Source organism: Oscillospiraceae bacterium NTUH-002-81 (genome assembly GCA_032620915.1).
GTDB lineage: Bacteria > Bacillota > Clostridia > Lachnospirales > Lachnospiraceae > JAGTTR01.
The window spans coordinates 1,277,055-1,294,891 of sequence record CP136052.1 but is presented as its reverse complement, the minus strand read 5'-3'; the positions used below and the strand labels follow the sequence as shown (position 1 = coordinate 1,294,891).

At 47.8% G+C, this 17,837-nt stretch carries 16 protein-coding genes and 4 pseudogenes; 1 reads left to right on the top strand and 19 read right to left on the bottom strand.

All coding sequences use genetic code 11. From position 1 onward, the window contains the following. Positions 1-319: 319 nt before the first annotated feature. From RJD28_06170 to RJD28_06125, 10 genes and pseudogenes are all read right to left on the bottom strand, one after another. Positions 320-985, bottom strand: a complete 666-nt coding sequence (locus RJD28_06170) for a CD0415/CD1112 family protein (GenBank protein ID WNV59071.1) — start codon at positions 983-985, stop codon at positions 320-322. Positions 986-995: 10 nt separating this feature from the next. Next, positions 996-1,091 (bottom strand): annotated as a pseudogene (locus RJD28_06165) (Maff2 family protein). A gap of 85 nt (positions 1,092-1,176) precedes the next feature. After that, positions 1,177-2,802 carry a recombinase family protein gene (locus tag RJD28_06160; GenBank protein WNV59070.1) on the bottom strand — a complete coding sequence of 542 codons (1,626 nt, stop codon included), beginning with the start codon at positions 2,800-2,802 and terminating at the stop codon, positions 1,177-1,179. Positions 2,803-2,929: 127 nt separating this feature from the next. Beyond that, complete coding sequence (locus tag RJD28_06155; GenBank protein WNV59069.1) at positions 2,930-3,124, bottom strand: transposon-encoded TnpW family protein; 195 nt, start codon at positions 3,122-3,124, stop codon at positions 2,930-2,932. After that, positions 3,121-3,975: an ATP-binding protein gene (locus RJD28_06150; protein WNV59068.1), complete on the bottom strand. Its 855-nt coding sequence runs from the start codon at positions 3,973-3,975 to the stop codon at positions 3,121-3,123. The genes RJD28_06155 and RJD28_06150 overlap by 4 nt, the downstream gene beginning before the upstream one ends. Then, entirely contained in the window at positions 3,972-4,712 is a 741-nt protein-coding gene (locus RJD28_06145) for a replication initiator protein A (protein WNV59067.1), read from the bottom strand. The genes RJD28_06150 and RJD28_06145 overlap by 4 nt, the downstream gene beginning before the upstream one ends. Positions 4,713-4,842: 130 nt before the next feature. After that, complete coding sequence (locus tag RJD28_06140; GenBank protein WNV59066.1) at positions 4,843-5,229, bottom strand: cysteine-rich VLP domain-containing protein; 387 nt, start codon at positions 5,227-5,229, stop codon at positions 4,843-4,845. Next, positions 5,219-6,844, bottom strand: a complete 1,626-nt coding sequence (locus tag RJD28_06135) for a relaxase/mobilization nuclease domain-containing protein (protein ID WNV59065.1) — start codon at positions 6,842-6,844, stop codon at positions 5,219-5,221. Before RJD28_06135 ends, RJD28_06140 begins: the two co-directional genes overlap by 11 nt. Beyond that, the gene (mobC, locus tag RJD28_06130) at positions 6,816-7,211 is read right to left on the bottom strand and encodes a plasmid mobilization relaxosome protein MobC (GenBank protein WNV59064.1); all 396 of its coding nucleotides are present in this window, start codon (positions 7,209-7,211) and stop codon (positions 6,816-6,818) included. The genes RJD28_06135 and mobC overlap by 29 nt, the downstream gene beginning before the upstream one ends. A 629-nt stretch (positions 7,212-7,840) precedes the next feature. Continuing rightward, positions 7,841-8,329: a murein transglycosylase gene (locus RJD28_06125; GenBank protein ID WNV59063.1), complete on the bottom strand. Its 489-nt coding sequence runs from the start codon at positions 8,327-8,329 to the stop codon at positions 7,841-7,843. Positions 8,330-8,790: 461 nt separating this feature from the next. Here RJD28_06125 and RJD28_06120 point away from each other — a divergent pair, with 461 nt between their 5' ends. Then, positions 8,791-9,747, top strand: a complete 957-nt coding sequence (locus RJD28_06120) for a transposase (protein ID WNV59062.1) — start codon at positions 8,791-8,793, stop codon at positions 9,745-9,747. An 83-nt stretch (positions 9,748-9,830) separates the two neighbouring features. On the opposite strand, the gene RJD28_06115 is transcribed toward RJD28_06120, so the two are convergent. From RJD28_06115 to RJD28_06075, 9 genes and pseudogenes are all read right to left on the bottom strand, one after another. Further along, a complete protein-coding gene (locus tag RJD28_06115) occupies positions 9,831-10,082 on the bottom strand; it encodes a desmoglein-4 (GenBank protein ID WNV59061.1) in 252 nt (83 codons plus the stop codon). Between the two features lie 175 nt (positions 10,083-10,257). Further along, positions 10,258-10,386: pseudogene (locus RJD28_06110) on the bottom strand (Maff2 family protein). A 245-nt stretch (positions 10,387-10,631) separates the two neighbouring features. Further along, positions 10,632-11,681 (bottom strand): annotated as a pseudogene (locus RJD28_06105) (TraM recognition domain-containing protein). A gap of 134 nt (positions 11,682-11,815) precedes the next feature. Continuing rightward, the gene (ltrA, locus tag RJD28_06100; protein ID WNV59060.1) at positions 11,816-13,723 is read right to left on the bottom strand and encodes a group II intron reverse transcriptase/maturase; all 1,908 of its coding nucleotides are present in this window, start codon (positions 13,721-13,723) and stop codon (positions 11,816-11,818) included. A 712-nt stretch (positions 13,724-14,435) separates the two neighbouring features. Next, a pseudogene (locus RJD28_06095) lies at positions 14,436-15,227 on the bottom strand (type IV secretory system conjugative DNA transfer family protein). After that, positions 15,224-15,694, bottom strand: coding sequence for a PcfB family protein (locus RJD28_06090; GenBank protein WNV59059.1), 471 nt, complete (start codon positions 15,692-15,694; stop codon positions 15,224-15,226). The pseudogene RJD28_06095 and the gene RJD28_06090 overlap by 4 nt, the downstream one beginning before the upstream one ends. 51 nt (positions 15,695-15,745) lie before the next feature. Then, positions 15,746-16,561 carry a hypothetical protein gene (locus RJD28_06085; GenBank protein ID WNV59058.1) on the bottom strand — a complete coding sequence of 272 codons (816 nt, stop codon included), beginning with the start codon at positions 16,559-16,561 and terminating at the stop codon, positions 15,746-15,748. A gap of 17 nt (positions 16,562-16,578) precedes the next feature. Further along, positions 16,579-16,995: a DUF3846 domain-containing protein gene (locus RJD28_06080; protein WNV59057.1), complete on the bottom strand. Its 417-nt coding sequence runs from the start codon at positions 16,993-16,995 to the stop codon at positions 16,579-16,581. Then, complete coding sequence (locus tag RJD28_06075) at positions 16,992-17,822, bottom strand: hypothetical protein (protein ID WNV59056.1); 831 nt, start codon at positions 17,820-17,822, stop codon at positions 16,992-16,994. Before RJD28_06075 ends, RJD28_06080 begins: the two co-directional genes overlap by 4 nt. Between the last annotated feature and the right edge of the window lie 15 nt (positions 17,823-17,837).

Genomic DNA, 17,837 nt, shown 5'->3' with positions numbered 1-17,837 from the left:
GGGTTTTCGTCCTTTTCCGCTTACTGCGGCTGGCTGTCATAAGTATCGTGCGGTCTGTGTTTACCTGTCACATTCCGCTATGACATACGGCGAATACAACCATCCTGCGCCGCCGGGTCGAGTATCCCGCCTCGGACTACCCTTAAAGCAGTTTAGCCTTGCTCCTCATTCACAATGTTGCGTCTTGCCGCTCAGTCGTGGGTAGATGGTTTTCCCAACTCGCGATTTTTCCGATACGCTATTGTCCCCCTTGTGGTTTCCCTCCGGGGTAAATCGGATGACGCTAAAGTGACGCGTTTCACGTCTTTGATACTTTTCTTTACCGGCTTGCTAAAGCCGGATTCCCAAAATGTCCGCGCACCGCCTTTGGATGAAAAGCGGCGCTTCTGGACGCGCAATAAATCTCGATCATACGGCCATATACAATGACAAAGATCACGATGGACAGTACCCACATACACAGATTGATGATGTTGGTTTCCAGCCACAGTCCAATCAGTTCCCACATTCCCATTGCTTCAAGCTGGGTTTTCAGATCAGACAACGCCGCCTGCACATCCAGGTTCCCGTTTATGACACCGGCACTTTGCGACACCACATTTTGGGCCACATCAAAGACCGCCATCACAATCGTAAAACAGTTGGTGAGCAGGTAAGTGGCAACAAAAGTCTTGAAAATCCACTTGAAGATGTTGAATGTATCGAATTCGTGCATGTTGTTCTTTTCGAGAATCATCTGGATCAGTTCATACACCAGAACAAAGGTCAGGATCATGCCCGCAATGGGAATGACGACGGTTTCTGAAAGATTCTGAATCATGGAAAACACGCCGCCATTCCAGCCCTGCGGGGTCTGTCCTACCTGATTTGCCACATCCGCAACCTGATTGTTGACGGAGTTGAAAATACTGGTGTACTGTCCGGTGATCGCATCGATCAGGCCCTCTTTAATCCAGTCTGTTATCCATTCAAACAGACTGCCCATAAGTCAGCCCTTAACCGAACAGGCCGGAAAGCAGCGGGATCAGCGTTGCACCAACCAGAGCGATACCTCCGCCTGCCATAAGCTGCTTGATCCCCTGGGATTTTGCTTATGTGTGATAAAGAAGTAATAGAAGTGTAAAAAATTTTGCCGTTCCTATCCGGCACATGAGGTATGTCGGATAGGTCGGGCGGTTAGGTGTCGGGCAGTTCTACCTTGCCGACAAAAGAATAATAGATTTCGATTTCCTGTCTGCGTAACTTGCCCCGGCGTTTCCCGTCAAGGGCAACGCTTTCATGGACAACGATTTTCTCCACAAACTCCCGCAGCAGAGTAGGGGTAAGTTCTTCAATGGTAGTGTGCCTGCGTACCACATTCATAAACTTTTCAGCGTTTGCGGTGGCTTCCTGCGCTTTGGAAAGTTCTTCCCGCAGTCTGGCGGCACGTTCTTTCAGTTCTTTCTGCTCGGCTTCATAGTCTGCCGACAGCTCTGTGAAACGCTCGTCCGATATGCGCCCGGTTACGCTGTCCTCATACAGCCGCTTGAAGATAGCAGATAACTCGGCTATGCGTTTCTCGGCGGCTTCCAGCTCCTTTTTCTTGGCGGCGTTCCTGCGTCTGTCCCCGTCCTCATTCTGCTCGATTAAAAGCTTCATAAACCGGGCTTCATGCTTTGCCGCATAGCTGGTAACTTTCCGCAGATTGGAGAGTACGCCAGCGGTCAAGAGGTCAGTGCGGATAAAGTGCGCTGTGCAGTCGGCGGTGCGTTTCTTGTAGCTTCCGCAGATATAACAGTCCTGCTTGCGCTTGTCCGTCTGGTATCGCTGCTGGTACATGACGCTGCCGCAGTCGGCACAAAAGAGTATGCCGGAGAACAAGCCCACTTCGTCATAACGGTTGGGGCGTTTGCGCTGCTTGCGTAACTCCTGCACCCGTTCCCACGTTTCCCGGTCAATGATAGGCTCATGGTGGTTCTCAAAAACCGCCTGCTTTTCCGGGGGATTTTCTATGCTGTGTTTCAGCTTGTAGGACGGCTTCTCGGTCTTAAAGTTTACCAGACAGCCCGTATATTCCCGGTTTTCCAGCAGATGAACCACGGTATTGGTCGCCCACTTGCACTCATAGCCGGGGTGGTAGCGGCGGGTGCTGCCCGTCCTGCGGTATTCCAGCGTCCCCGGCGTGGGGATTTGCTGCTCGGTCAGCATACGGGCTATCTTGGTCGGACCGTTCCCGGCAAGGCAAAGGCTGTAAATCTGCCGTACCACCGGGGCGGCTTCCTCGTCAATGATAAAGTTTTCGTCCTCGTCCATGAGGTAGCCATAGACGGGCTTGCTTGTGATGGGCTTTCCGCTCATGCCCTTAGAGCGTTTTACTGCCTTGATTTTCTTGCTCGTATCTCTCACCAGCCATTCGTTAAAAATGTTCCGCAGCGGGGCAAAATCATTTTCCCCCTGTGCGCTGTCCACTCCGTCATTGATAGCGATGAAGCGGACACCTTTCTGTGGGAAAATCATTTCTGTGTACATTCCCACCTGTAAGTAGTTTCGCCCTAACCTCGACATATCCTTGACGATAACTGTCCCGACTTTCCCTGCTTCAATGTCTGCAAGCATGGCTTGAAATCCGGGTCTTTGAAAGTTCGCACCGGAATAACCGTCGTCGGTGTACCAGCGCAGATTGGAAAATCCATTCTGTTTGGCATAGGTTTCCAAAATCCTCTTTTGGTTGGAAATGGAATTGCTCTCGCCTTGCAGCTCGTCCTCATGGGACAGTCTTGGGTAAAGGGCGGTAATGAGTTGCTGGGTGGTCTGTCTTAACATAAATTCCTCCGTTTCCGACAGCCAGCCCCACTATTCCGTACCTTGATTGTACCACATGGGGCGGCTGTCTGTATAGCGGCAAAAGCGTCAAATCTGCTTCTTTACGGTCGGTAAAAATGACGGTTTTTCAATCAGGCTTATCACAGGTCAAATATCCGGCGGCGGCTTCTGCTTCCAGCACTTTCATCATCTTGTCAGCGGCGGTGTCGGTCGCCCCCTCCTTGAAAAAGCCAGACACCACAAGGATTGTGTTGCCTATCCTCGTTTCGGTCACGCAGTCCGGGCGGCGGGCAGGGCATTTGTTTCTCTGGGTGTCGGTCATAGGCAAATCTCCTTTCCGGCAAGCAGCCGTTTCAGCTGTTCCATTTTTCCCTGTGCGGCGGCTTTCCTCAAATTCTCCCCGGTAAAGCAGAGAGGGGAACACATTTCAAGCAGGCGGTCATAAATCCGGGCGTGGGCGGTGTCCTCCGGGTGCTGCAATTCCTCCAGCGTGAGGTTGGTCGTCACAATCAGCGGCTTCCTGCTCCGGTAGCGGCTGTCAATCACATTGTAGACCTGTTCCAGACCGTATTCTGTGCCACGCTCCATTCCAAAATCGTCAATGATGAGCAGGGGGAAGCTGCAAAGGCGGGAAATATATTCGTTCCTGCCCGCAAAGCTGGCGGCAAGGTCGTTTAATATTGCTGCAAAGTTTGTCATGCACACCGGGACTTCCTGCTCCATGAGGGCGTTTGCAATACACCCGGCAAAATAGCTTTTCCCAGTGCCTACCCTGCCCCACAAGAGCAGCCCGTAGTTCCCGTCCTTTATCTGTTCCCAGCGTGCCACATATCCGGCGGCGTTCTTCATCTGCGGGCAGCTGCCGTTATCGTTGGCAAATGTCCAGTCCTGCATGGTCTTGTCTGTAAAGCCCTGCCGTTTCAGCCGTTCCACCGTTTCAAGGTGGCTGCGCCGCTTCTCGGCGGCTTCCCGTTCCTTACGGGCTGCCCGCTGGCAGTCGCACTCTGACGGGTGGCGGTCACGCCCGAAAAAGGTCTTGCCCTCCGGGAAATAGGCTTCTTTGGGTTTCCGGCATTTGCCGCAGTATAAAAGCCCGTCCTCCCCGGTGTAATCCTCCGGCTCGGCTGTGGTGTCGGTCATAGGCAGTATGGTGTTGTGGATTGTATCGGTCATAGGCTTTCTCCCTCCTTGAATGAATAGTCCGGTATGCCTTTCTTTGGCTTCTCTTTGGCAGCGTCCTCCTGCGCCCACTTGTAAATGGTGGCTGCATGGCTCTGGTACTGCTTCCCGGTGGAAGCGATGTGGCAGGAAAGGCGGTCAAGGTAATACTCCCACTTGCCGGGGAAGTCCTGTTCCAGCTCCAAAAGTTCTGTGTCAGAAAGGAATACATTTTTATATCTGCCATAAGCGGCGGGGGGCTGCCCCTCACTCGCTCCTTTTGTTTGGCTCTCTATTAGGTTGTTTATATTAGTTTGGTTAGGGGACGGTTTTCCGACCGTCATAAGGTCAGTTTTCCGGCTGTCAGTTGGTCGGTTTCCCGCCCTTATGAGGGGCGGTTTTCCGTCCGTCAGTTGGTCGGAAAACTGTACCACTGGGATAGGCGGCACTTTCACATACAGACGGTTGGCGGCAGAAAAGCCCGTCCGTCTGCGTTCCAGCAGCCCGGCAGCGTCCAGTTCGTTCAGTGCGCCCTTTATGGTGGTGCAGCCTTTATCCAGCATTTCCGCTATCTCTGCTATGGGGTAGACAATGTATGTCCGTCCCTCGCTGTCCTGCCAGCCGTTCTTCTGCGAAAGGGTGGAACGGTCTAACAGCAGCGCATATAACTCTCTTGCGGTGTGGGATAGGTCTGTTTCCAGCAGGAAACGGGGGTAAGGCAGGTAAGCGGGCAGCTCCGTTCCTGCGGTCATATAATCAGCGATAGGGTTCACCTCCTTGTGGTGTCTGTCTGTGGGTTCTGTTACGCTTTTAGGGGGCGTTTTTAAGGGAAAAGGATAAATGTATCACGCACCCTTTGACACCCTCCAAAAAAGCCTTGATTTATGCGGGTTTGAAATGCCCTAAAGCGTGACATTTCTCCCTTTGTTTCCGCTTCCGTTTGGCGGCGTTTATCCGCTTCATGCGTCCGGCGCAGTCCGGGCAGTATTTCCCCCGGTTGGATTTTGGGAAGAAGAACGCCCCGCAGACAGCGCAGCGTTTCCGGCTTCCCCGGCGCAAGAGGGCGGCTTCCAGTGCTTCATCAAGGGGCAGGACAGCGGCGGTAAACCAGCGGCAGAGCAGCGAATAGCTGATACTCTGTACACACACGCAAGGCTCGCCGTCCTCCAACAGCAGGCAGTTCCCGCTGTCATAGTTGCAGCACTCATGCACAAGGCGGCGGGCTGCCCGGTACTGGCGGTAGTCCATGCGGGGGATATTACCGTTCATGGCTCTGCTCCTTTCTGCGCTGCGGCTCGCTCCGGCGTAAAATCTGGTCGATATTGCCCTTGACAGTCTGCAAGCGGCGGTACTCCTCCCGTTTTGCCCGGTAATCGTTGTAGCCGCTGTTTTTCTCTTTGATAAGGCTTTCAATCTCTGCTTGCAGGGATTTATAGCTCGGCAGCTTGGAAATGCCGTTCTCCCTGAAATAGCGGGCGGCTGCGTCTGCTATGATAAAGTCACTTTCATGCTTCTGACGGTAGGCTGCTTTTGCTTTGGCGTTTTTCTGCTGTTTCAGCCCGTCCCGGACAGGGCGGGTCTTGGAATAGGCAAGCACCTGCCGTTGCAGCTCCTTTTTCCCGTTCAGCGTCTTTTCCACCTGCTTCAACCACGCAAGGCTTTCCTGCATGGCGGCATAGGCGGCAGAACAGGCTTCGTCCAGTTCCTCCGGGGAGGAAAAGCCGTACTGCTGATAGGCGGTAACGGTAGCTGCCATTTGCTTTAGGTTGTGCTTTGCCGCCCAGCGGTCATAGCCCACGCCCTTGCCCTCGGCTCGCTTGGCTTCCCGGTCAACCATGCGCTGCAAGGTGTTGTCTGCCGGGGTGGTTTTTGCAGCTTTTTCCCCTTGTAACGGCTTTTTAACTGCGGCAGGGTATTCGGGTATGGCTTTGGTCTGTTCGGCAGCTCTGTGGGCGTTCTGCGTGAGCAGGGCAAGGACAGCAGCCTTGTCAAAATCGTCCCCCAGCTTTCGGGCTGTGATAGGCTTTGTCCTGTCCGGCGTGAGGTAGGAAAGCCGCCCCCGGCTCTCCTTGACGGTCACACCCTCCCGCAGCAAAAGGGAAGAAAACTCGTCAAAGCTGCCAGCTTGGGAAAGTGCCTGCCGTATCGTCCGGCGCAGCTTCGCCTTGTCCGTTTCAAACTTGGTGGGCTTGGTCGGCTGTCCGGCGGCTTCTCTGGCGGCGTTCTCTTTGTCAAGGGCAAGCTGCCCTTTCTTTGCCGCCCAGTATTCCCGTTCGGTTATCCGTTCCTTGCTGCCGTTCAAGAGGTCGATTTGGTAAAGCCCCTCCCGGTGGCACATTTCCATGACTTCGCTCTTGAAATATTCCATAGCGGCGTTGGTGCAGCGGTGCTTGCAGCCCTCCAGCGTGTCGGCTGGTCTGTCCATGTAGGGCAGAAGCGGGACTTCGTAAATCCGCAGGGAGTTGATGACGATATGCACATGGATATTCCCGCTGTGGTTATGCCCGTCCGGGTGGGTGCAGATTAGGGCTTGGTGTCCGGGGAAATGCTCCTTGCAGAACTGCTCGCCCAGCTCCTGCGCCCGGTCTACGGTCAAGCCGTTGTCTGTCCCGTCCCGTGGGTCAAAGCTGATGATATAGTGGTGGCTTTTCACATCTTCCCGTTTTTGGTTTTTCTCATAGCGGAGATTGGCTCGCATACAGGCAACAGCGAAATCCTCGCCCCCGCAGTTGAGGGAAGAAATGCGGTAATCCTCCCTCGGTATCAGCCGCCCGTTTTCATCAAGGGTGGCTTTCATGGTAAACTCGTCATGCTCAAATGTGAGATAGGCTTCCGCTGCGCCATAGTCGGCGTTTTTAGAGCTGATATGTTTGAATGTTGCCAACAGCGTCACCCACTTTCTGCAAGACTTCAAACTTTAGGGCAGCAAGGTCGGAAACCGCCGCCCGTACCTCCCCGGCAAGCTGCGGATAGGGACTGTGCCACTCGTTCAGCGTCCGGGCTATCTGGTTTAAGTTGCCGCCGATCCTCCCGTATTCGGCGGTCAGCTTCCCGACAGCGGCAAGCAGCTCGTCATTGATGGGGGAAACGGTTATGATGGGGCGTATGGCTGCCCCGGTTATGGCTTGCCGGATAAACTCGGCTTGGCTCATGTGGTAAGCAGAAAGCCGCTGGGCAAACTCGGCGTATTCTTCCTCGGTCATGCGTGTTTTGACTACCCGGCTGCGGTGCGGCGTGTTGTATCGTTTCATAGGTGGTTGACCTCCTTTCTGTGCGTGGTGTCCTCTCACTAATAGGAGAAAAACAGGGTGTGAAGCGGAACTGTTTTTGAAAAATCCGAAAAAATATTTTGAGGGGTTTTTCAGCGGCGCAAGCCGCATAAGCAGGGTTTGGGGAAGGCACTCCCCAACAAGATTCCCGCAGGGGCAAAATGAGCGATAAGCGAATTTTGGCACCTCGGTAGAATCTTGCTCTAAGAAACTGCCGGCCTGCCGTTCACTTGCTACTGCCACTTTTTCAGAAAATCTATAACCAGCTTTTTTTATAAAAGGCTGCGGGCTGGCGTTTTTCCCTTACTCCCTACAAACCACAAAAGAGCAGAATGGACGGACTTTCCGGCAAGAACTTTTCCGGCGGCTCGGTCTTTCCCGACAATAAGGCGTTTCGGAAGCTGCGTTTTGCCCGCTGTCTGAAAAAAAATGGCAGCCTTTTTTGGTTTCACTGTCTAATACGGAACTTTTGGAAATTTGCCAAAAATGGACGCAAAAAAAGCAGCAAATCTTTTTCGGATTTACTGCTTCATGTGCCGCTGCGGTGCGGCGGGATGGATATTCAGTTGAAATAAAAGAGGATGGTGGTACTTTAGTCTATCGACTCTTTACTAACTATTAGGTAATCTTGAAAGATTTTCCTTGAATTTATCTAAAGAATGTTCATTGTTTCCCGCAAAAATAAGTGGAATTGTATATTCATATGATATGCCATTTTCATAGTCCGATAATTGTATTTTTATAGTATCATCCCTCTCATCTTTAGGTGCTATATATATGAATGAATTTTTATTTATATCAGATATTTTCCCTTTTTCAGAAGAAACAGTATAACCCCAGTCTGTTAAATTTGTCTTTATTGTAACTTCTGTTTCTGTTTCTTTTCTAGTCTGCAATGCTGTTTTATCGATTTGGATATCAAAAGGAGTCGAACCTAACAATTCACTGTTTATATTTACAAGTTCTTCTCCATTTGTTTTAGAAATATTAGATTCATCTTCATAATTTTGTTGAGATTCATCTTTTGGTGTTTCTCTGTTACATCCTAATAAAAAGCATAAAATAATTAGTACTAATACAGAAAGTTGTTTTTTTTGCATTTATTTCTCCTTTCATATTATCAAAGAAAGCACTGAGAGTACTTTCAAGAAATTTTGAAATATTCTCAATGCTTTCTATTTTTTGATTATAAACTTGCCGGTAATGATACTATGTTAATTTATCTCCTATAAATGAGCAAATCCAAAATATTGCACAAAAGAAAGACACCCTCTGTAGAAGGATGTATAATTGAAGTACCAACAAACAACATACTCACTCAAACAAGGGGGTGTCCGTTGCAAACAGTATACATCATTCCAAACATATTTACAATTACCTGAAAGCATTAAATCTCGGATTATTTTTATCCGATGTGTATCTGAACCACTTATTGACCATCATCCTGTCTGTTTTTCTCCGGGGATACCGGGGAAAAACAGTTGATTTCCAAGAAGTCAGCCATTGCCACAGGACAACGACCGCTTATTTCCTGAATCACGGAAAATGGAAGGACGATGCATTGCAGGATGTTTTAAAAAGCAGCATCCTCCAAGCCATTTATAGGGAAGCACAGCGTTCCGGACAACCGATTTACTGTATTGTGGATGATACGATTGCTTCACATACCCGGCCTTCGTCACAGGCGGTTCATCCAATCGAAGCTGCGTATTTTCATCAATCACATTTAAAAGGCTGTCAGGATTATGGGCATCAGGTTGTCTCCGTTATGCTTTCCTGCAACGGGATTACCCTGAATTATGCAGTCATCCTGTACGATAAATCAAGATCAAAGATCCAGATTGTACAGGAGATCGCGGAAGAACTTCCCGCTGCGCCGGTCATTTCCTACTTTCTTTGTGACAGCTGGTATACTACTGCAAAAGTGATGGACCGTTTTATTCGGAAAGGATTCTATACGGTTGGGGCATTAAAGACCAACCGAATCCTTTATCCATGCGGGATCCGTCAAAAAGCCAGTGCATTTGCCCTTCATTTGCGGAAAACAGACCCGGATGTCAGCCTCGTGACCGTTGGCAGCCGTGAATTCTATGTATACCGCTATGAAGGGGAGTTGAATGGCATTCCAAATGCAGCGGTGATCCTCAGCTATCCGAAGGATGGATTTGGGAATCCCAAAGCATTGCGTGTATTTCTCTCTACAAATGCAGAGTTATCCACGCAGGAGATCCTGGACACCTATACGAAACGGTGGCCGATTGAATTATTTTTCCGGCAGAGCAAAAGTAAACTTGCGCTGGATAGTTATCAAATCCGATCCCGTCAGGGAATCCAAAGGTATTGGCTGATCATGTCGTTGGTCCACTATTTGTGCTGTATGCATTCTGGAAACTACTGCACATTCGAAGAGGGATACGCATCCTTGAAGCAGCAGCTAAAGCAGGAACAGTTTGCAAACCTGTACCGCCTCATAAAAAGCAGCGCCTCATTCGAAGAAGCTTTTAAGTTTGTGGGATAAGTTTGTGCAAAATTCGATATTTGCTCATTTATAGTTATCTCTTTCGCGTAACCTTTGTTGCAATATACACATGCACCATTCACCTATTTGTGAGACATTTCAATCGTCTCAACTTCATAAATGCTTACTTCTCCACAAATTAAACATTGTTTGTAATTATATACATGACGTGTCGCACATTTATCCCAGTCATCATATATACCAGGCATTTCATCTTCATATCCATAGTACTGGGGAGAACCCCAACTATGAGTATGAGCGGCAAATACAGTCATTGGAGCAGCTACAATTCCAGCTACTACTGAAAGTGCTAAAATAGATTTTCTTAAATTCATAAGTTCCTCCCTTTCCTTAAAAATACATAGCTCTTTGTTACATTGTCATTTTAACATAATAATTGGTAAAATGCAATAATTTATTTTCTATTTACGAGAAAATACTGTGCATATTATCTTATTTAGGAATAGTTAAGGCGGCTACCTAAATCTTTTTATTACTTTACCGCACATGAGCATTTGCACCTGGGTTATCATTTCCGTAACCTTCGAGAAGGTTTACAACACCCCATGCGCCCAGACCTGCGCCCAGGGCGATCACAAGGATCTTCAAAGTATCAATCGCGCTTGCAAAAAATGCCATAATGTTCCTCCTTTAATTTCAGAAATTTTAATTTGTGATATGGCCGTATCAGGCCGGAAACAAAAAAAGCCGCCGCACTGTTTTTAGAAAAAAATCTGTTTCAAACAGCACGGCGGCATGGGGCAGGAAAAATCCTGCGGTTATTTACTTTTCAGGGAGAATCACGAATCCTCAAAATATCCTCCTTTCATCGTGACAAAAACAAAGCCTGCCAGGGCGTCATGCTTTGACAGGCAGGAACAACTCTATAAAGTCTGGGAAGCCAGATCTTCGGCTGTGACTTCATAATTACGGTATCGTTCACCGGGACGCATCGGCATCCGGGTAGAAAGAAACTTTTCGATATTAAAAGCGTTCTTCTCATTAAAATCGGAAAGCAGTTTGTAATTTGGGTGTTTGGTTATATCGTATTTCCGGGAGAGGAACGGCCGCACACCCCTGATCTGCAGCAGACATTTGCCCCCGTCCATAACTGCCAGTTCATCCACCGACATCAGGTCCTTTCCCAGCTTTTGAAAATTTTGTCCGTGGGATTCCTGATTTCCCTTTGTGACACTGGTGTTATACAGATCAATAGTCTCTTTCCCTAATAGGGAGTTCCAGCTTTTTAAGGTAGTTTCTTCTTTGCCTCCTAAGAAAAGAGAGGCGTCACAGTTACCGATGATGGTGTCCATGTTGTCTTTATACAGGGCTTTGAGCTGGCTTTGCGCCTGCAGCACCAAGCAGGCAGAGATCTCACGGCTTCGGATGGTCGCCATAAGACGCTCCAGGTTCGGGATCTGCCCGATATTTGCCGCCTCGTCGATCAGGCAGCGCACATGGATGGGAAGCCTGCCCCCATATACATCATCCGCCCGCTCGCATAAGCGGTTAAACAAAATGGAATAGATCAGACTGATCAAAAATGCAAAGGTTCCGTCCGTATCACTCATAATAAGGAAAAGAGCGGTCCGTTCATCCCCCAGCATATCCAGATCCAGCTCGTCATACATGGTAATTTCCCTGACTTCTTTAATGTCAAAAGGAGCCAGTCTGGAAGCACAGGAAATAAGGATCGACTTCGCTGTTTTTCCGGCAGCGAGCTTATATTTTTTATATTGACGCAGGGCAAAATGATCCGGGTCTTTCTGTTCCAGAGCGTCAAAGAGAAGGTCAACGGCATTTTTGAATGACTCGTCATCCTCACGGACCTCCATTGCGTTCAGCATTTCTACCAGTGTGGCAAAATTCTGTTCGTTTACCGGAGCTTCATAGTAGATATATCCGATCAGTGCCGTATAAAGCAAGGTTTCTGCTTATAGTGATAGGTAAGGTTTTGATATTATCTCCACCTTTTCCCCCACTTCACACCGGACATGCGACTTTCACCGCATCCGGCGCTCCATCGATTGTCTTCACAAGACATTTAATCAGTCACCAAATTTAAGTTTTATATTATTGCTGACAGGTTCGCCTGCTCTCGCAGACTATTGATTTTCACGAGCATCTTTTTTGTGATATTGAGTGTTTTTATCAGGTCTTTTATTGCTGCTTGGGGCAGTTCTTGTAACAGAATCAGATATTTTTTGTGAATCAGAACCATGTTTTTATATCTTTCAAATCCACCAAGTGATCCTGGTACTTTGAGCCATACAGCTACATGTTCCGCATCTGCGAATTCTTCTCCACTGATTGCACATTTTCCCTTTTGAGCAGAAAATAAAGATATTTTACTGTCATGGTATTCTGTGCTATGACCAACGGATATTTTTTCTCTCAGTCCTTTCAGAACATACTGATTAAGGTTAAGTTCTGTATGAATCAGAGCACGACCTTCTTTTGTATAACTACAAACGATTGATCGCTTCGCCATCGGTATTTTATTTTTGATGAATGCAATCGGATAGATCATCTGGTCAATTCCTGAAACATATCGAATCATTTTTGACTGTCCGAATCTTTCCTTTTCTGCTTGGGTGATAGTTCCACCCTCACGTTTTAGCATACTTCCTGTTTCTGTATTTAACCTGTTCGTCAAAACTGTCATTACTCGCCTATGGAATTCTCTGCAATCAATACTGATACAGGTGGCAAGCTGATAGTAATTCTGTATGCCTAACACCATGGAGTTATATAGCTGAATTTCTGATAAACAACTTTTTTTCTCTCTGGGTTTTGCGATGTTTTTCGCTTGTTCCACTAGCTTTGCTCTTTCAATTTCAACCTTTTTGTCACAGATTGCCGACTGCACCACATATTTATGATGCTTCAACCTTACCCTTATTTTGAATCCAAGAAACTCTGACCACCGTTTTCTGGTGTTCACAATCCTTGTTTTCTCAGGAGACACCTCTAATTTCAACCTCTCTTCAATCCACTCCGTAACCGCTTCTTTTGTCCTGACTGCGTCCTCTTTCGTTCTACAGAAAATCCTAAAATCGTCCGCATACCGAATGATATGCATTTCTTTCATTTCTGTGTTTTTCATAATCCTATAACCATGGCTTTTATCAAAAACCTTAGTTTTTCCGATTATTCTTTCTCGCCCTCTGCTTATAGCAATTGGATTTTCCTCCCATTGACTGGCTATCCACCAATCCAATTCATTTAGAACGATGTTTGCCAGTAGTGGTGAGATAATTCCTCCCTGTGGTGTACCCTTGTCGGGCAATACCGTTGTATTATCGGGCATTTTAATTGGAGCTGTTAGTATTCGCTTGATAATAAAAATCAGCGTTTTATCATGGATACCCAGCGACCATATCTGTCTGATTAACTTGCTATGATTTACGTTATCGAAAAATCCTTTAATATCAAACTCAATAACATAATGAAGGTTCATCATTTGAAGCATGGTGTAGGTTCTGTTAATGGCATGTTCAACGGATCTGTTCGGACGAAATCCATAACTATTATTGCTGAACTTTGCTTCGCAGATTGGTTCCATGATCTGCTTGATACATTGCTGTATCAGCCTATCCCATATGCATGGGATTCCCAGCGGACGTGTTTTTCCGTTTGGTTTCGGGATATCTTTCCGTCTTACAGGCTTTGGTCTGTAGCCGTGTTCGCTTCCCGTAACAATAAATCTCACTCTTTTTACCACATCATCAGGAGTTCGACTCCCAATATCTGTGATGTTCTTTTTATCTGTTCCTGCCGTGTAGCTGCCTTTGTTCGCTTTGATGTTTCGGTACGCAAGTAAAATGTTATCCCTGCTCACTATCAAATCCATAAGATTCTCAAATACTTCACCGTTCTGACTTTTTTGATATAGTTCATCAAAAGTATCTTGCATTCCATAGTACTCCGCATGACGCAGGTCATCTACACATAATGTTTTACTTTTCTTTGGCATAAGGCATCACCTCCTCTCGAAAGTGACCCTTTTGGTCTTACTCGTAATCCTTATCATAAGACTGAATAATGCCTGTTTATTTCAACCGACTTGTGACCATTCCTCCGAGTTCCTCTTTTTCGCAGAACTCATCATAAGTTCGATCACGGCTTTTCAGCACCAGTTCACCTGCTTATTTTCTTCGTCAGGCTATCCCATAATGGAATCTGATGCCTTTCCACGTTCCGATAATCCTATCTGTACATATATCCTTAGGTCTCTGCTATAGTCCTGTCAGCTTGGATGTGCCTGTAACACAACATGGTCGTTCGTAGGGTCAATTTCTACTGAACCACACTGACTGCGCTTTAACGCACCCATACATTTCTATATGGTCTTCTTTTAGAACCGTACATTCGCAGTTTTCGTCAGTTTACTCGCCAAAGTAAACATTCTAACCATAGATATTTTATAGATCCTAGACCTATAGGTAGCGCACCCCACCTCTGGGGCGTTTTCGAGAATCTTTTGGCAGATTCCTACGACTACTCTCGGTCGTTGTCACGGAGCTTCTCACCCCAGCCATTACAGCTGACGCAAGTCCGTCAAGGATAGACGTTTCAGGGCGTTACCCCATCATTCCACCTATCGGATTACCAGTTCACAGACTGGTTATTATTTAATAAACCAACACTGTGCGCAGACTTTTTACCGCCTGCGAACGTGTCGCACTGACCCAGAAATCGTCTCCGGCTTTTCCTTCGCCTTTGGTATTGGCGATCAGGGTAGTGACGATCTTCAGAATATCTTTCTCGGAATGAATGTAGGCGAATGGGTTAAAGTGCATACTTTTCTGAAAATTGATCGTATTGAATACCCGTATTTTATAGGGCTCATAGATAATCTTTCCTTTTTCATTACGCATAGGCTTTCCGTCCTTGTCCAGCTTTGGTGTGCCTCGCTGCAACATCTTTCCGCATTCCACAAGGACTGTACCTTTCGGATCGGTGACGACGTAGGAACTGTGCATTTGCATCAGATTGGGCTTGATGAAAAAGCGCGTTTTTCCCGAACCTGATCCTCCGACTACCAGTACATTTTTATTTCTTGCATTGGCCGGATTTTTGGGCCGTCCGTTTAACATCAGTCCTTCACTTTGGGTAAGAATGATATTGTTTTCCGGCTTTGGGTCCATAAATGGGGCAATATCGGCTTTATTTCCCCATCTTGCAGAACCATATTCCACATTTTTGCGGTATTTCTTAGCGTCTTTCCCTCTAAGATAGACTGCCAGCCGCATAATGGCTGCACCGCATAAACCAATCAGCCAGTCCATTGCCGCTCCCGGCCACATACTCTGAAACGCAAGGGCAAAGCCTTCGGACAGTCCTAACAGCTTTTGGGAAGCGTCTGCTCCGGGAGCCAGACGCACCGCCTCGCCCAGCTTGGCAAATACCAGAAGGAACAGAATATAAGGCAGATGGAGAATGACCTGTTTTTTCAGTGTTTCTGCATCAATCTTCATCGTTCCGGTCCTCCGTGTTCTTTGTTCTTTACACGGTCACGGCCAAGCGACTGCGCCAGTTCTTTGAACTTATGAAGCTGTGTAAGCAGCGACGGTCTGGTGCTGCGTGTAAGGTCTTTCTTCGTATATTCCTTAAAAGCTGCCGTCAGTGCATCCGCCTGGTTTGCCTTGAAATATACCGTCCATTTTGGGGGATCGGTCCCAAGTTCCTTTTCTATATGGTAGCGTACCTGATGTTTCCTGGCATACCGTTCAAAAGAGCGGATTCGCCCTGAAACTTCAATGGTATTGGCTCCGGGGTCTTTATAAGTCAGCCGCTTCATGCTGTTGCGCCCGACTTTTGGCATTGTGCGTTCCTGTTCCATCTTTTGGAGTACCGCAGCAATAGCCGCACGCAGTACCCGCCCTGACAGTTTTGCTGCCTGTATAGAAACAGAAACCGTTCGTTGTTCGAGATCTTCCTGCAAGAGCATCCTCCTTTCTGATAAAATCGGTATTTATAATATGGAAATAACTTTTTACCGGCTTTCCCCAAGAACCTGCTGTCGGGAAGCGTGTTCAAAGGCTTTTGCTGCCTGATCGACCTGAATTTTAGCATGTTTCAAAAGCGTCTTGATGATCGTAGCCGGGCGTTCCTGTTCCTCCAGATGATCGACCATCCCTTTGCACTCATCCGGGAGGTATTCCGCCATATCTTTCAACACATCGGAAAAGTTACCCATAAAGCCCCAGCAGCTATCCGACAGCTCCCCGTTTTTATAAAGCTCAAACCCATAACATTCGCCATGCAGATAGGAATCGTAAGCGGCGACTTCACTGCGCATCAGTGCGTCCGCTTTCTGCCGGATGGCGCCGGTCATCTTGTCAGCGTCAAATTCCTTTAGGGCATCTTCTTTGGAAACATAGATCCAGCCGACCTGTCCGCTGTCCCATTCTGCATGAGGGGCCCTGCCTGAGAAACTTTCTGTACTCATGGCAAGACCTGAGTGGTCGTAGAGATAGAGGGGGAGCATCAGATACTTTTCCGAAATTACTTTCTGCATTGCTTCATCGATCGCCCGTTCCTCTGTCTTTGGTCCATGCCGGAAACGGCTGCTTACAATGTTTACCATCCGTTCATAGCGTTTCATGCCGGCTTCATCATGTCCTACGGTATCTAAATACATTTCCCGCAGGAAGTCGTCTTTGTCCATATAGTTGTGATGGTCGCCCAGCGCATAGCGGGGATGGAAGCATACCATCGTCCCAAAATGTTCATCTACCTCACGGGGAGAGATCAGAATATCGTCCGGCTGCACCATAAGGGCATAAGGTTCATTTACTGCCATTAACATAATTGGCTCCTTTCTTTCTACAAATCCGGGCCGGAATGGTGCATCATCGGTTTTTCCCGGTGTTCATTGGTTGCAGGCTGCTTGACTGCAATGATCTCGCCGGCAAGCCTTGCAAATTTTTCAGGGTACTTGAATTGCTCCCCATATTTCTCCATCAGATCCGGGGAAAGGTCTGTAAAATTTTCCTCGCCAAGACCAACGATCAGAAAATTCCCGGACACAATATCATAGATGTGGCCGTCATCGTCAAAGAGAGCTCGGTTCAAAGGCAGCCCCATCAGCTTGCCTTCTTCATTGCAGATCAGAGCCACCGGGTCCTCATACGGATAGACCGCCTGAATATCTCCGCCCACTGCCGCCTGCAAGGATTTCAGACCACTTTCGATCTCCGCAGCATAAGGGGACTTGCCCGGCTCTACCATTAACACTTTCATAATTGTATATCCTCCTTCTTTTTCATTGCCGTACCGGGAGTGGTTGGCGTTTTTTCCTGAGTTTTTGCCACAGAGAGCTTCCCCAGGACGGAAGGCTTCTCCTGGTTTTCGGGTGTAAAAATACCGCCCTCCGAAACCTCGGCGGCGGCATGTTCCGTTTTGGCCTGTTCCAGTCCTTCAACCGTATAGCCAGGTAAAAGAGTACCGTGAACCATAAAATGGTGCTCATATTCTTTCGGGATCGGCGGGGAAATTTCCGTGAATAAATGGGAATAGGCTTTCTTTCGCCCGTCCAGGTATTTTATGGCTGCGTTCTTATCTGTATATCGTTTCTGGTTTTGTCCGGCAATCTTTGCTCCATATCCCTGCTTCGGGGAATGAATACGGACTTCCCATGTCACATACCAGGCAATCGGAACACTCTGTTTGGTTTCTCTGTCATATTTCGTATCTTCCCAAATACTGCAGGTCATCTGATAGACCCGGTTGCTGATTTTCTGATCCGCCCTCCAGTTATCGGTGTCTTTCCACTGGTTGCCGGTATGTTCGATCTCCGGTGTACGAAGATATTCCAAAGCCCGGTTGATCGTCTGTGTTGCCGCTGCCTGCTGTTCCCACTGTTTTGCAGCAGCCACCACGATTTCATAGGCTTTCTGCTCCCCGTCAATACTTCCCTGGCGCATGGCTTCCAGGCTATCGGTTCCCATTGTGATCAGAGTAGAAATATCCACATTTTCACAAACTACGCTGTGTTCAATTTTAAGCTCTGATCCCGGCGTCAAGTGGTCGCCATACCGGTAGGCATGGTAATCCCTGTTTTCTTCCAAAATGCTGTTCACCTC